This window comes from Planotetraspora sp. GP83 (assembly GCF_041262585.1).
GTDB lineage: Bacteria > Actinomycetota > Actinomycetes > Streptosporangiales > Streptosporangiaceae > JAOEGB01.
Map to the genome: position 1 here is coordinate 57371 of NZ_JBGCBZ010000018.1, position 14027 is coordinate 71397.

The 14027-nt window shown below is 68.7% G+C and carries 14 protein-coding genes; 6 read left to right on the plus strand and 8 right to left on the minus strand.

Annotated features, from left to right (window positions below):
- Position 1 precedes the first annotated feature (1 nt).
- A complete protein-coding gene (locus ABH927_RS23835) occupies positions 2–1336 on the minus strand; it encodes an ABC transporter substrate-binding protein (RefSeq protein ID WP_370024628.1) in 1335 nt (444 codons plus the stop codon).
- A 162-nt stretch (positions 1337–1498) separates the two neighbouring features.
- Positions 1499–2668: a PLP-dependent aspartate aminotransferase family protein gene (locus ABH927_RS23840; RefSeq protein ID WP_370024630.1), complete on the minus strand. Its 1170-nt coding sequence runs from the start codon at positions 2666–2668 to the stop codon at positions 1499–1501.
- 56 nt (positions 2669–2724) lie between these two features.
- Here ABH927_RS23840 and ABH927_RS23845 point away from each other — a divergent pair, with 56 nt between their 5' ends.
- The 4 genes from ABH927_RS23845 (at position 2725) to ABH927_RS23860 (ending at position 7782) form a co-directional block, all read left to right on the plus strand.
- Positions 2725–3756 (plus strand): LacI family DNA-binding transcriptional regulator, encoded by a 1032-nt coding sequence (locus tag ABH927_RS23845; RefSeq protein WP_370024632.1) that lies wholly within the window; start codon positions 2725–2727, stop codon positions 3754–3756.
- A 296-nt stretch (positions 3757–4052) separates the two neighbouring features.
- Positions 4053–4640, plus strand: coding sequence for a (2Fe-2S)-binding protein (locus tag ABH927_RS23850; protein WP_370024634.1), 588 nt, complete (start codon positions 4053–4055; stop codon positions 4638–4640).
- Positions 4640–5605, plus strand: a complete 966-nt coding sequence (locus ABH927_RS23855) for a xanthine dehydrogenase family protein subunit M (protein WP_370024636.1) — start codon at positions 4640–4642, stop codon at positions 5603–5605. Before ABH927_RS23850 ends, ABH927_RS23855 begins: the two co-directional genes overlap by 1 nt.
- A gap of 5 nt (positions 5606–5610) precedes the next feature.
- Positions 5611–7782, plus strand: coding sequence for a xanthine dehydrogenase family protein molybdopterin-binding subunit (locus tag ABH927_RS23860; RefSeq protein ID WP_370024638.1), 2172 nt, complete (start codon positions 5611–5613; stop codon positions 7780–7782).
- Between the two features lie 339 nt (positions 7783–8121).
- Here ABH927_RS23860 and ABH927_RS23865 read toward each other — a convergent pair whose 3' ends face one another.
- Positions 8122–8466, minus strand: coding sequence for a hypothetical protein (locus ABH927_RS23865; RefSeq protein ID WP_370024640.1), 345 nt, complete (start codon positions 8464–8466; stop codon positions 8122–8124).
- Positions 8467–8535: 69 nt separating this feature from the next.
- Here ABH927_RS23865 and ABH927_RS23870 point away from each other — a divergent pair, with 69 nt between their 5' ends.
- The gene (locus ABH927_RS23870) at positions 8536–9165 is read left to right on the plus strand and encodes an NADP-dependent oxidoreductase (protein WP_370024642.1); all 630 of its coding nucleotides are present in this window, start codon (positions 8536–8538) and stop codon (positions 9163–9165) included.
- Here the strand turns inward: ABH927_RS23870 and ABH927_RS23875 are convergent.
- From ABH927_RS23875 to ABH927_RS23895, 5 genes are all read right to left on the minus strand, one after another.
- Positions 9128–9970: an oxidoreductase gene (locus ABH927_RS23875; RefSeq protein WP_370024644.1), complete on the minus strand. Its 843-nt coding sequence runs from the start codon at positions 9968–9970 to the stop codon at positions 9128–9130. The genes ABH927_RS23870 and ABH927_RS23875 overlap by 38 nt on opposite strands.
- A 380-nt stretch (positions 9971–10350) precedes the next feature.
- On the minus strand, positions 10351–10581 hold the full coding sequence (locus ABH927_RS23880) for a hypothetical protein (RefSeq protein ID WP_370024646.1): 231 nt from the start codon (positions 10579–10581) through the stop codon (positions 10351–10353).
- A 41-nt stretch (positions 10582–10622) separates the two neighbouring features.
- Positions 10623–11063: a VOC family protein gene (locus tag ABH927_RS23885; RefSeq protein WP_370024648.1), complete on the minus strand. Its 441-nt coding sequence runs from the start codon at positions 11061–11063 to the stop codon at positions 10623–10625.
- Positions 11064–11098: 35 nt separating this feature from the next.
- The gene (locus ABH927_RS23890; RefSeq protein WP_370024650.1) at positions 11099–11929 is read right to left on the minus strand and encodes an alpha/beta fold hydrolase; all 831 of its coding nucleotides are present in this window, start codon (positions 11927–11929) and stop codon (positions 11099–11101) included.
- Between the two features lie 410 nt (positions 11930–12339).
- The gene (locus tag ABH927_RS23895; protein ID WP_370024652.1) at positions 12340–12561 is read right to left on the minus strand and encodes a hypothetical protein; all 222 of its coding nucleotides are present in this window, start codon (positions 12559–12561) and stop codon (positions 12340–12342) included.
- Between the two features lies 1 nt (position 12562).
- Here ABH927_RS23895 and ABH927_RS23900 point away from each other — a divergent pair, with 1 nt between their 5' ends.
- A complete protein-coding gene (locus ABH927_RS23900) occupies positions 12563–14002 on the plus strand; it encodes a DUF6351 family protein (RefSeq protein ID WP_370024654.1) in 1440 nt (479 codons plus the stop codon).
- Positions 14003–14027 lie beyond the last annotated feature (25 nt).

The window sequence follows — 14027 nt, forward strand, 5'->3', positions numbered from 1 at the left end:
ATCAGTCGCCTGCCACAGCCGGGATTGCCTGATCCTTCATCGACTTCAGCGCGGATGCCTGGGCGGCCGAGAGCGCGTCGGTGAGCTTGCCGTCGCCGGCTATCGCCTTGGCCGTCGCATCGTGAAGCGCCTGGTCCACCGTCTGCTGGGTGGGACCCCAGGTGAAGCTGGTGTCGACGTTCTTGGACGAGTCGGCGAAGACGTCGAAGATCTTCTCGTTCTTGTAGTACGGGACGCCCTGCGAGAGCGCGGGAAGCTTCAAACCGTCGATGGCTGCCGGGTAGAGGCCGCCCAGCTTGTTCTCCAGTGCGAGGGCTTCGGGGTCGGTGTTCAGCCAGGTGTTGAACTTGACCGACTCGTACAGGTGCGTGTTGCCCTTCATGAACGCAACGCTGGATCCGCCCCAGTTGCCGGACGCGGCGCTCGAACCCCATGTCGGCAGCGGGACGACCGACCACTTGCCGGCCAGGTCGGGCAGGTTGTCGCGCAGGACGCTGTAGCCCCAGGCGGCGCCGATGTAGCTGGCGATCTGGTTCTTCTGGTACGCGGCGAACATCGGGGTCGAATCTTGGGTCAGGTCGGTGCGAACGAGCTTGGCGTCGATCAGCTTCTGCCAGTACTCGGCGACCTGCTTGCTCTGGTCGGAATCGACTGTGACGTGCCATTTGTCGCCAGAGTAGTTGTACATTTTGGCGTTGTTCTGCCAGAGGAGTCCATAGAACCACGCGGTGTTCCGGTTGAAGATCGTGATGCTGAGGTCAGGGTCCGCGTCGTGCAGTTTCTGCGCGGCCGCTGCGTACTCATCCCAGGTCTTCGGGATCTCGACGCCGTGCTTGGCGAAGATGTCGCCGCGCACGAAGAGGGCCATCGGGCCGGTGTCCTGCGGGAAGGCGAACACGCCGGTGCCGCCGAAGCTGCTGTGCGACCAGGTCCACGGCACGAACTTTGACTTGGCCGCGGTGGCGTCCGCGCATGCCGAAACGTCCAGGAAGGCGTCCTGGGTGCGCAGGTACGGAAGCTGGTCGTAGCCGACCTGAGCCAGTTCCGGCGCCTTGCCCGCCTTGAGGGCGTTGCTGATGGTGCCGGACGCGTCGTTGGAGATGTCCTTCGTCTGAACCTCGATGTTCGGGTTCTTCTTGTTCCACAGGTCGACGACCTTGTCCATGCCCGGAACGTAGTTCCAGTACTGAAGGGTGACTTTGCCCTTCGCGGGCTCACAGGAGGCTGCGGACGCACCACCCGACGGAGCGGGCGACGAGCACGCTGTGAGTACGGCGATACCGGCCGCCACGGCGACGGCGCCCGCGAAGCGGGGACGCGTGACTGTGTTGCTCATATTTCCTTCCAGGTCATGGTCAGCACGCCGGCCAGCAGGGCGGCGAGGCTAGGGGGGTTCTCATGCTCAGGGGTCGGTTCTTTGGGTGGGGGGCCGATGCCTCTGACAGCGCTGTCACAACGGTGAATGACGGGGATGCTACACGGTGCCATGCGTGCCTCGTCAAGATGTCTTCAGAGCGTCCGCGAGATCGGCGATCAGCGTGCCGGCGTCCTCCAGACCCACCGAGAGGCGGACCAGCCCCACCGGAATCCCCATGGTCGCGCGCACAGACTCCTCCGTGGTGAGCGCCGGGGCGTTCACCAGGCTCTCGTGCCCGCCCCACGACACGCCGATGCGGAAGTGCCGCAGCGCGTCCACGAACCGGCCCACCTCGGCGAGATCGTCGGTGTCCATCTCGAAGCTGAACACGCTGGAGAAGCCTGTCATCTGCGCCAGTGCGAGCTCGTGCTGCGGATGGCCGGGAAGGCCCGGGTGGTTCACCGTCCGGATCGCCGGGTGCTTGACCAGGAACTCCGCGACCTTGAGCCCGCGTTCCTGGTGTGCCTGCATGCGGACCGGCAGCGTCCGCAGCCCTCTGATCGCCTTGCCCGCCTCGTGGGCCGACAGGGCCGCGCCGTAAAGCTGGTACTCGGTCAGCGCGAGAGGCCGGACGAGGCGTGCGGGACCTGCCACGACGCCGCCGACGAGGTCGCTGTGGCCGCCGATGTACTTGGACAGGGAGTGCACGACCAGGTCGACCCCCATGGTCAGAGGCTTCTGGAAGATCGGAGTCGCCCAGGTGTTGTCCATCACCGTGGTCAGGCCCCGGTCACGCGCCCATGTGGCGAAGGCCCGGATGTCGATGATGCCGTAACGCATGTACGACGGTGATTCCAAGTAGAGCATGCGGCTGCTTTGCTTGACAACGCTATCAAGCTCGGCAGGATTGTCCGCGTGCACAGTCGTATGCGACACCCCGAATTTCTCCAGGTAACGGAGGAACTGGGTGGTCGGCCCATAGACCGCCCCGAGCACGATCACATGGTCGCCGGCGGAGACCAGCGAGGAGATCGTGGCCGAGATGGCACCCATGCCGGAGCCGAAACACTTGGCCCGCTCCGCCCGCTCGAGCGCGGCGAGCTTGCGCTGGAGGAGGTCCACCGTGGGGTTCGTGCCACGCGAGTAGACGTAGTTCTCGTCCTCGGCCGTCAGGGCCTCCGACAGCGCGCGCGCCGTGGGAAAGGTGAACAGGGAGTTCTCGAAGACCGGCGGGTTGACCGCGCCCAGCGTCCAGGGCTCGTCCTCGCCGTACCGGCCGCAAATCCAGCTGTCGTCGATGTGTTCGTACATGACTGCGCAAGGTACAACATGTTCTGGATTGATCGCCCGGTGGGTGAGAGGTGAGGATGAGCCGCCGCAGGACCACGATGGCCGATGTCGCCCGGCATGCGGGGGTCAGCCTCAAGACGGTCTCCCGGGTGGTGAACCAGGAGCCCCACGTACGGCAGGACCTGGTGCGACGCGTCCAGGAATCGATCACGACGCTGGGGTTCCGCCGCAACGAGGCCGCCAGTCGGCTCGCGCGCGGCGAATCGGTCCTCACCCTGGGCCTGGTGATCGAGAACATCTCCAACGAGTTCTACTCACGCCTCGCCAAGGCCGTGGAGTCGGCCGCCGCGGCACACGACGCCCTGGTGATGTTCGGCAGCTACGAGGAGCGGGCCGACCGCGAGGTCATGCTCATCGACACGATGTACGGCCGCGGGGTGGACGCCATGGTCATCGTCCCGACCGCCGGGGACCACGGCTGGCTGGGAGAGTACCTCGCGAGCGGGCTCACCGCGGTCTACGTCGACCGGGTGCCCGAAGGGCTGGCGGACGTGGACGCCGTGCTGCTCGACGCCGACTCGGGCGGCCGGATCGCCACCGAGCACCTGCTCGCGTACGGCCACCGGCGTATCGCGCTCATCTCGGACAGCGACCCGTTGAGCTCGGTGCACGCCAGGGCCGAGGGGCACCGTACGGCGCTGCGTGCCGCCGGGGTCGCCGTGGACCCGGCGCTGTGCGTGACCGGAGTGTTCGAGCCCTGGCGGGTCGAGCACGAGGTGCTGCGGCTGCTCGCGCTGCCCGACCCGCCGACCGCGTTCTTCGCCACCAACAACCGTGCCGCGATGGGCCTCATTCAGGCCCTGCGTGACCATCCGGGTCCCCGGCCGGCGTTCGTCGGCTTCGACGATTTCGAGATGGCGGGAGCGTTCACGCCGGGGGCCACGGTGGTGCGCTACGACGTCGGGCGCCTCGGCAGCGCGGCGGTGGAACTCCTGCTCGCCCGAATGCGGGATCCGGCGCGTCCGAGGCGGCGCGTGACCGTGCCGGTCGAGCTCGTCGTCCGCGGCTCGGGAGAGCTGCCGCCGCCGACCAGAGCCATGGCCGTGTAGGAGGAGACGCCTGCTGGTGCTCCCGGTGAGCTACCCCCTGCTGCTCGCCTTACGTCGGCAAGGTCAGCCCGCTCACCTTCTACCGCAAAGCCTGGCCCGCGATCGAGCTGGCCCTCGTCTCCTGCTCGTCGGGTCGGGACCATGCCCCTCACCCAGCGGGTCACCACCGAGCGCCTGGGCGTGGACCGCGACTACAGATGGCGACGGGCGATACATAGCTCGTGGGGCGGCGCCTGTGCCCCATTCATCCGATGTATCGCTTGACGGACGGATAAACAGATTTTACTTTCGGCGGTATGAATAGCGGTGATCTATCCCGGCGGGGGTTCTTCGCGCAGGCCGCCGTAGCCTCGGTCGGGATGGCGGTGCCCGCGTCCGTCCAGCTAAGTCCCCCAGACGCCCAACCGAGCCCCCCGGACGCGGACGGCCTGGTAGAGGTCGCGTTCACGGTGAACGGGAAGAGCGAGCGGCTCCGCGTCGACCCGCGGATCACACTGCTCGACGCGCTGCGGGAACGGCTGGGGTTGACCGGCACGAAAAAGGGCTGCGACCGCGGCCAATGCGGGGCGTGCACCGTGCACGTGGACGGTAGGCGGGTGCTGTCGTGCCTGACGCTCGTGGCCACGATGGACGGCAAGCGGCTCACCACCATCGAGGGCCTGGCCAAGGGCGACCGGATTCACCCGGTGCAGCAGGCGTTCATCGACTGCGACGGCTTCCAGTGCGGGTTCTGCACCCCGGGACAGATCATGTCGGCGGTGGCCGTCCTGCGCGAGGGGCACGCGAAGAGCGACGAGGAGATCCGGGAGGCCATGTCGGGCAACATCTGCCGCTGCGGGGCGTACCCGAACATCGTCGAGGCCGTGAAGAAGGCGAGATCCTGATGCGCGCCTTCGACTTCGCCGCTCCGCGCGACATCGCCGACGCCCTCCGCCTGGCGGGGGACGGATCGGCCTTCCTCGCGGGCGGCACCACGCTGGTCGACCTGATGAAGCTCAGTGTGCTCGCGCCCGAACACGTCATCGACATCAACCACCTCCCGCTGCGAGGGATCAGGCTCGGACCCAACGGCCTGCGCATCGGCGCGCTCGAACGGATGGACGACGTCGCCCGCCACGGCGCCGTCGCCGCCCAGTACCCGCTCATCTCACGTGCGCTGCTCCTCAGCGCCTCGCCGCAGATACGCAACATGGCCAGCATCGGCGGCAACCTCATGCAGCGGACCCGGTGCGGCTACTTCCGCGACGTGGCGACGTCGTGCAACAAACGCAACCCCGGCAGCGGATGCCCGGCACAGACCGGCGACAACCGGGGCCACGCCGTACTGGGCACGAGCGCCTCCTGCGCCGCCACCCACGCCAGCGACGTCGCGGTGGCTTTGGTCGCGCTGGACGCCTCCGTACGGCTGCGCGGCCGCGATGGGGAGCGATCGGTACGGCTGGCTGATTTCTACCTGCTGCCCGGCGACACCCCCAACGTGGAGAACCGGCTGCGGCCGGGTGAGATCATCACGGAGGTGATCGTGCCGCGCCTCAAGTGGGCCAGGCACTCGACCTACGTAAAGGTCCGTGACCGGCAGTCGTACGAGTTCGCGCTGGCCTCGGCCGCCGTCGCGGTCGACCTCCACGGCGGCGCGGTGCGCGACGCGCGGATCGCGGTCGGCGGTGTGGGGACCGTGCCCTGGCGGCTGCCCACCGTCGAGGCGGCCCTGCGTGCCGGGCAGAGCTTCGAGCAGGCGGCCGCGCTCGCCGCGGAGGGCGCGCGTCCCCTGGCAGGCAACGCCTTCAAGGTGAAACTGGTGCAGCGCACGATCCTGCGCGCCCTGACGGAGGTGGCAGGCTCACGATGAGATCGGTGGGCAGATCGGTGGACAGGGAGGACGGGCCGCTCAAGGTCACCGGCGCGGCGGTCTACGCCGCCGACCACCACCCCGACCGGCTCGCCTACGGCTACCTGCTGACCAGCACGATCGCGCGTGGCTCCATCCTTGGCATGGACACAGGCCAGGCGGCGAAGGCTCCGGGAGTGCTCGCGATCTACACGCCGTTCGACCCGCTCAAGCTCTACCGCTATGCCAAGGAGGAGAACGCCGAGCTCACACCGCCGCTACAGAACACCGACGTCCGCTACTACGGCCAGGCCATCGGGCTGGTCGTGGCGGAGACGTTCGAGCAGGCCAGGGATGCCGCGGCGCTGGTGATCACCCAGTACAGCGCCCAGCCGCCCCGCGCGTCCTTCACGGACGGCATGCCGAGCGCCACCCCGCCGCCGAGCGGCACATCCGTCGTGGACGTGCTGGCCCCCGGGGTCACCTCCATCGACGAGGCGCTGGCGGCCGGCGACGTCACCGTCACCGCGACGTACAGCACGCCCGCCGAGACCCACGTCGCGATGGAACCCCACGCCACGACGGCGTTCTGGACCGCGGACCAGCTCACGATCTACACCGCGACCCAGGGCGTACGGCTGGTCGTGGACCGCCTGACCGAGACGCTCGGCATCGAGGCCGCGAAGATCCACGTCATCAACCCGTACGTCGGCGGCGGCTTCGGCAACAAATGGGGCATGTGGGCGCACACCCCGCTGACCGCGGCGGCGGCGCGCGCTCTCGGCCGCCCGGTCAAGACCGTCCTCACCCGCGAGCAGGTGTACAGCGTGGTCGGGCACCGGCCGCCCAGCAGCCAGACCGTCTCGCTCGGCGCCGCCCGGGACGGCACGCTCGTCGCCGTCAAGAACGATGGCGTCTCCGGCAAGTCGGCCTCGAACAACTTCTACGAACCGGTCGCCAACCTCTCTCTCGCCCTGTACGGCTCCGCCAACCTCCACGTGAGCAGGAAGGTCGTCACGCTGGACGTGCCGGTCACGACCATCATGCGGGCGCCCCAGGAGTCCAACGGCTCCTTCGCGCTAGAGAGCGCCATGGACGAGCTGGCCGACAAGCTCGGCATGGACCCGCTCGAGCTGCGCAGGAAGAACGACACCCCGATCAGGCCTTCCGACAAGCTGCCCTGGTCCAGCAAGCATCTACAGGAGTGCTACACGCTGGGCGCGGAGCGGTTCGGCTGGTCGCGGCGGAGTTCGAAGCCCGGCACCGTGACCGATGGCGACTGGGTGGTCGGCCTGGGCATGGCGACGGCGACCTACGGCGCATCGAGGGGCGAGGCATCGATCAAGGTACGGCTGCGCGACGACGGCCGGGCGGTGGTGTCCGGCACCGGGGCCGACCTCGGCACCGGACAGTCCACGGTCTTCGCCATCCTCACCGCCGACGGCCTGGGAATCCCGGTCGCCCGGGTCCTTCCCCAACTCGGCGACTCCGCCACGCCACCGGCGGCCAACGCGGGCGGTTCCGGGTCGACCTCCACCAACGGGCCGGCCGTACAGCTCGCCACCGACGCCACCAAGGCGGCGATGGTCAAGCTGGCGACAGAACACGACAAGTCGCCGTTCAAGGGTCAGGAGGTCACGTTCTCGAACGGCGAGATCAGGGGTGGCGGCCGGGCGATGCCGTTCGGCGACCTGCTGACGCTCCTTGACGTGCCCGCCGTCGAGGCCACCGCGACCTCGCCCCGCAGCCCCGTGCGGGACCACGCCTTCAGGTCCTTCGGCGCGCACTTCTGTGAGGTGCGGGTCAACCGATGGACCGGAGAGCCGCGTGTCTCGCGGTGGCTCTGCGTCGTGGACGCGGGCACGATCGTCAACGCCAAGACGGCCCGTAGCCAGATCGCCGGCGGCGTCATCATGGGAATCGGGCAGGCACTCCTGGAGGACCTGCGCGTCGAGCCGGAGACGGGCCGTTTCGGGAACGCCACGATGGCCGACTACCTGGTCCCCATAAACGCCGACATTCCTGATATAGACGTCGAGTTCCTAAATTATCCGGACACGTTGCTGAGCGACCTCGGCGCCCGAGGCATCGGCGAATTCGGCATCGTCGGAGCCGCGGGTGCCGTGGCCAACGCGATCTACAACGCCACCGGCAAACGCGTCCGCGACCTCCCCATCACCCTGGACAAGCTTCTTTAGCCACCGCTCCGGCTTCGTGTACGGCCGCGGGCCCCCGCAGCCAGCACCACGATCCGGCCGCCGTCACGCACGACCTGCGCCGGCACGACGACCTGCGCGCCCGCGCGGGACGTGTAGCGCGTCCCTGCCGCCCCGCCACCGGAAGATAAGGTGGCGTTCCTTGCGCCCGAACGTGCAGGTTCGCTGGGCCGTACACCGCTTGGCATCGGTATGGCCGCGCGGCGGTCGTGGTGCTCTGGGTCACCAGGCGCCCGCCGTATGGGCTCTGCGGTTGGCGGGGCGCCCGGTTTAAGCCGCCGGTGTCCGTACCCCACACCGGGTGACCGGACAGCCAGGAGTTCAGACCCGGCGCAGGCTCAACCGCAGCCCCTCGAAATTGGTGCCTGCGTCGGCGCCCCAGAAGCCGTGCAGGATGGACGGCGAGGCCGTGTAGCCGGCCCGGAACAGCGTCACGTAGTCGTTGCCGTACAGCTCGCGCAGCACCTTGACCGTGGATGCCTCGTAGAGCTCCGGGTAGCAGTTGTGCAGCTCGGTGCGGGGTCCGGCCTGGAACCGCGTGGTCTCGAAGTCCGGAGCCAGCGTTTCCCGTAGTGGCTTGCTCGCGCGGCGAGTGCGGCCTGGTAATGACGGTAGCGGGCGGGACGTCGCCGTGCTACCCGGCGACTCGCGGCAGCGAGTTCGCACGGATCAAATCCCTGCACAGGCGGGTACGTTCGTCCTGCTCGATATCTTCACCACTGGCGAGGACATGCCATGCAAGCCATCACCGTCCGAGACCGCGCCGCCGGTGTGGCCGGGCTTTCCCTGACGGAGGAGCCATACCCCCACGCCGCCGAGAACGACGTCATCGTGCGGGTGCATGCTGCGGGGTTCACCCGCGGCGAGCTCGACTGGCCGGGAACGTGGACCGACCGCGCGGGCCGCGACCGGACGCCAAGTGTGCCTGGGCATGACATGTCGGGTGTCGTCGCCGAGTTGGGGTACGGAACCACTGGCCTGACCGTCGGCCAGCGGGTGTTCGGGTATACCGACCCGACCCGCAACGGCACGCTGGCCGAGTACGTGGCAGTGGAGGCCCGCAACCTCGCGCCGCTGCCGGCTGGCGTCGACCACACCATGGCCGCCGCGCTGCCGATCTCAGGGCTGACCGCGTGGGAGGGCCTGTTCGACCACGGCCGCCTCGCTGCCGGCCAGACGGTCTTGATCCACGGCGCCGCGGGCGGTCCGACCGTCCGCGCACGCCGCCCGGACCGTACGGTCTCCCAGCCGGCAGGGAGTGTCAGCCGTCGAAGGCGTTCGAGGGCGATCTCCATCCACACGGTTCATCGGGGGCTCCTCGCGGTGGCTAGCGTTCGTCGGTGGGGTAGTCGGCCGAGCGGCTGACGTCGGCCCATTTCTCGGTTTCCGCGGCGCGGATCTCGGCGGCTTTCTGGGCGGAGGCAACGGCGTCGCTGCCAAGGAGGAGTCGACGGGGTGGGTCGTCATCGCGGACGACGTCGATGATGATCTTGGCGGCGCGGGCCGGGTCGCCGGGCTGGGTGCCGTCGGTGTCGCGTCGGTAGCGGTGGATGGCGCCCACGGTCTGCTCGTAGTCGGGCCCGACGGGGTGGATCTCCATGGAGGAGCCTTGCCAGTCGGTGCGGAACGCGCCCGGTTCGACGATGATGACCTTGATGTCGAAGGGTGCGACTTCGTTGGCGAGGACTTCGGAGAAGCCTTCGACGGCGAACTTCGCGGTCTGGTACGCGCCCATTCCGGGGGTGCCGCCGACGCGTCCTCCGATGGAGGAGAACTGTACGAAGACTCCTGAACGCTGGGTGCGCAGGACGGGCAGGGCGGCCCGTGTGACGTTCACGACGCCGAAGAGGTTGGTTTCGATCTGGGCGCGGAAGTCGTCTTCGGCCATCTCTTCGATCGGCGCGCTGTTGCCGTAGCCGGCGTTGTTGACGACCACGTCGAGGCCGCCGAAGGTGTGGGTGGCCTCCTTGACCGCCCGGGAGGCCGCGGCGGCGTCGGTGACGTCGAGTTCGACCGCTCGTATCCGGTCGCCGTGGCGGGCCACCAGGTCGTCGAGCTGCTTGGGGCTGCGTGCGGTGGCGATGACCTGGTCGCCTGCTTCGAGGACGGCTTCGGTGAGGCGACGTCCGAAGCCGCGTGATGCTCCGGTGATGAGCCATGTCTTGGCCATGGATGTTTCCTTTGTGATCGATATTCTCTCTAAATGTCTCATCAAAGTAGCACTTACGGCTCAGAATATTCGCAATACGACACGAATCTCTTCATGTGCTACAGAAACCCTTGGCTGCGCTGGGTCCCGGAGCCAGTCGCCGGGGGCGGCGGTGACGGTGAGGGTATCGTCGGTGGTAAAGCCAGTCCCCGGGGGGCAGGCCGACGGTCTCGAGGCCGATGTCGCCGGTGCGGGGTGCGCGGCCGGTGGCGAAGAGGATCTCATCCGTAGTGAGCCGGCCGCCGTCGGAAAGGGTGACGCGGACCTCGCCGCCCGTACGGGCAGCGGTGGCGACGGTCACGCCGAACCGGGTGCGCCAGTACGGCGGCGGTGTCCAGCGGTCAGGCTGCGGCCGGGTCGAGGCCGGGCACTCGGCCGGCGTCGGCACGCAGGAGTGCGGGCCGCAGCAGGGCTTTGCTCGGTTCGCACGCCCAGTAGGAGCATTCGCCGCCGACGAGTTCGCTTTCCACGATGACGGTGCTCAGGCCGGCGGCGGTGGTCCGGTCGGCGACGTTCTCACCGACCGGACCGGCCCCGATCACGTCATAGGTACGGGTGTCTTCGGTGGTCACTGGTCCTCCGTGGTGTGGCCGTGTCTTGGGGATGCCCTTGGTCAGCGGCCGGGCAGCCGTTGGGTGATCTCCTGCAGGAACCAGCGGTTGCCATCGGGGTCGTCGAACGAGGCGAAGGAGCCGTAGCTGGCACGCTGCGGGTGCGGGCCCATGATGCGGCCGGTCTCGCCGGCCTGGTGGAAGGCGCCGGTGGCGTCGTGGAACGGGCCGGTGACGTCGACGCCGAGGCCCGCCAGTTCCTTGTGGGCCTGCTCGATGTCGGACACGATCAGGTGCAGTCCCTGGACCGTGCCGGGTTCGGCGTCGGTGAGGCCGTCGCCGAAGATGATCGAGCAGGCCGAACCGGGTGGAGTGACCTGAATGATCCGGTAACCGTCGTTGATGGGGAGGTCCGCGTCGAGGCGGAAGCCGAGCTGCCGGGTGTAGAAGTCCTTGGCGCGGTCGGCGTCGGATACGGGCAGGACGACGACTTCGAGCTTCATGTCCATGGTCGTGATCTTTCTTTCTGGTCGTGGGGCTATCGGGTGGCGCGTGCGGCCTTCTCGATGACGCCGGCCACTGTCTTGGGCTGGGAGACGGCGACGGAGTGGGAGGCGCGTACTTCGACGGAGTGCGCGTGGGCGCGCTTGGCCATGTAGCGCTGGACTGCGGCGGGGATGTTGAGGTCCTGGGTCGTGATGATGGCCCAGGTGGGCTTGTCCTTCCAGGCGGCGGCCTCGGTCTTCTCCTCCAGGGCGGACTGGGCGATGGGCCGCTGGGTGGCGGCCATGAGGGCCGCGGTGCCGGCCGGTACGTCGGCGGCGAACTGGTGGTGGAACTTGCCGGGCTTGATGTACAGGTCGGTTCCGGTGGTGCCGTCGGGGAGGGCGAAGGGGGTGGGGTCGAGGGTGGCGGGGAGGGTGGAGCCGGGGTACTTGTTCGTCAGCTCCAGGGCGGTCTCGCCGAGGGCGGGCAGGAAGGCGGCGATGTACACGAGGGCCTTGACCTGGGGGTCGTTCGCGCCGGCGACGCTGATGACCGAGCCGCCGTAGGAGTGCCCGACGAGGATCTTGGGTCCGGCGACGTGGTCGAGGACGCTGCGGAGTGCGGCCGCGTCCTTGGCCGGTCCGCGCAGCGGGTTGGCCGCGGCGACGACGGGGTAGCCGTCCGCGCGCAGCTCTTCGATCACCGCGTTCCAGCTGGAGGCGTCGGCGAAGGCGCCGTGCTCCAGCACGATGGTCGGCTTGGCGGGCTTGCCCGCCGCGAGGGCGGGCGTGGCGGCGATGGTGATGGTGAGGAGACCGATCGCGACCGTCGACAGGGCGCCCAACATGAGCCGCCAGCTGCGTACGCCCTTGATGCTGACCACGACATTTCCCCTTTCAGGAGGCTTCAGACCAAGGTGGTGGACCTGATGCCATCACTGTCGTCCGAGAAGGGCCGCGGCCACATCGGTCACTTGACGGTCAGTCACGAGGAGCCCGGCGGAACCGTCGTTCAGCAGCACAACGGCGCTGTTCGGCGGGGTGCCTGGCCTTGCGTGGCGCCGGGTGCGCGCCTGTGCGCGCCTGTGCGTTAAGCCATTCAACTCTTCAGTGTGTGACGTGAGTACGGGCGGACCGCCCAGCCGTGGGCCGCGAGCTGCGCACAGGTCCCCCTATGCGACCGCTGACCTGCGCCGCGACGTGTGTGACGTGCGCCCGGAGCGGCTCGCCGATGCTGAGCGTCAACTGACTGATGTGCCGGTGCCGGCAGCGGACGACAGTGAGACGCACCGCATCAGCTGACGATTCGGTATTTCAGCGAGAGGAACGTCATGAAACGCCTTCTAGCCATCTTCGCGGCCGGAGTGCCGCTGGCGGCGGCGTGCCTGCCGGCCGCGGCTTCGGCCGGCACCGCGAGCTCCGCCGCCATCCCGTTCACGTGCTCGTCCATATCCGTGAACGCCCCGGCAGGCACCGCGGTGGAGTCCGTGACGGTGGTGAGACGAGAGGGAGGCACCGTGACCATCCCTCCGGTCCCGCCGTTGACCGACGTGGTCAAGATCCCGGACGTGCCGGCCTACTGCGATGTCACGGTCACGCTCACCCACCCAGGCGTCGGCGACCACGCCAAGGTGCGGGTCTGGCTGCCCGAGACGGGCTGGACCGGCCGTTTCCAGGCGCTGGGCGGCAGCGCCTTCGCCGCCGGCGACTACGGCGCGGGCCTGGCCGGCGCGATCAAGAGCGGCTACGCCGCCGCGACCACCGACGCCGGCGTCGGCACGTACCTGGACACCGGCTGGGCCCTGAACAGCGACGGCGAGGTCAACACGGCGCTGCTGAAGAACTTCGCCGACCGGTCCCAGCACGAGATGGCGATCGTGGGCAAGCAGGTCGTCAACGAGGTCTACGGCAGGTCCGTCTCCTACTCATATTGGAACGGCTGCTCGACCGGCGGCCGCCAGGGCTACATGGAGGCCCAGCGCCACCCTGGCGACTTCGACGGCATCCTGGCCACCGCTCCGGCGATCAACTGGGACGAGTTCGAGGTCGCGACCCTGTGGCCGCAGGTGGTGATGAACGAGGAGAACACCTTCCCCTCCCCTTGTGAGTTCAACGCCTTCAACCAGGCCGCCGTCAAGGCCTGCGACCCGCTCGACGGCGCTCCTGATGGGCTGATAGGCGACCCCGCCAGGTGCACCTTCGACCCGCGGAAACTCATCGGCAAGAGCGTCGAATGCGACGGCGAGCAGGAGACCATCACCGCGGCCGACGCCGCCGTCGTACGCAAGATCTGGGACGGCCCCCGCACCCCGTCCGGTAAGAAGTTGTGGTCAGGCATCCCGATCGGAGCCGGCTTCGACCTCGCCGGCACCCGCGTCGACGCGGACGGCAACCACGTGGGCACGCCGTTCCCCGTGCCGGCCATCTGGGTCTCGACGTTCCTGAAGCGGCAGCCCTCCTACGACCTCTCGACGATCACTTACGCCGAGTTCGCCAAGCTGTTCGCGCAGTCCCAGGCCGAGTACGACAAGGTCATCGGCACCGATGACCCCAACCTGTCGGCGTTCCGCAGGTCCGGCGGCAAGCTGCTCACCTGGCACGGCCAGGCCGACCAGTTGATTCCCGCCCAGGGCACCGTGGACTACCGCCGGCGGGTGGAGCTGGCCATGGGCGGTGCGCGCCGGGTCGACGACTTCTACCGGTTGTTCCTGGCGCCGGGCGTCGCGCACTGCGCCGGCGATACGAGCACCGGCCCGAAGCCCACCGACGCCCTCGGCGCCCTAACGGCCTGGGTCGAACGGGGCAAGGCCCCGCAGACGCTGAGCGCCGCCATCACGGACTCCTCGGGCAAGACGGTGACGCGCGAGTTGTGCCTGTACCCGTCCGTCTCCCGCTACACCGGCCACGGCGACCCGGCCGACGCCGGCAGCTACTACTGCGCCCCGGTCCGGCACTGACAACCAGCCAGCCGTCGAAAGGCCA

Bases quoted from the DNA above. Each gene is read 5' to 3' on its own strand.
- ABH927_RS23835 (WP_370024628.1), bottom strand. From the start codon at position 1,336: ATGAGCAACACAGTCACGCGTCCCCGCTTCGCGGGCGCCGTCGCCGTG.
- ABH927_RS23840 (WP_370024630.1), bottom strand. From the start codon at position 2,668: ATGTACGAACACATCGACGACAGCTGGATTTGCGGCCGGTACGGCGAG.
- ABH927_RS23845 (WP_370024632.1), top strand. From the start codon at position 2,725: ATGAGCCGCCGCAGGACCACGATGGCCGATGTCGCCCGGCATGCGGGG.
- ABH927_RS23850 (WP_370024634.1), top strand. From the start codon at position 4,053: ATGAATAGCGGTGATCTATCCCGGCGGGGGTTCTTCGCGCAGGCCGCC.
- ABH927_RS23855 (WP_370024636.1), top strand. From the start codon at position 4,640: ATGCGCGCCTTCGACTTCGCCGCTCCGCGCGACATCGCCGACGCCCTC.
- ABH927_RS23870 (WP_370024642.1), top strand. From the start codon at position 8,536: ATGCAAGCCATCACCGTCCGAGACCGCGCCGCCGGTGTGGCCGGGCTT.
- ABH927_RS23875 (WP_370024644.1), bottom strand. From the start codon at position 9,970: ATGGCCAAGACATGGCTCATCACCGGAGCATCACGCGGCTTCGGACGT.
- ABH927_RS23885 (WP_370024648.1), bottom strand. From the start codon at position 11,063: ATGAAGCTCGAAGTCGTCGTCCTGCCCGTATCCGACGCCGACCGCGCC.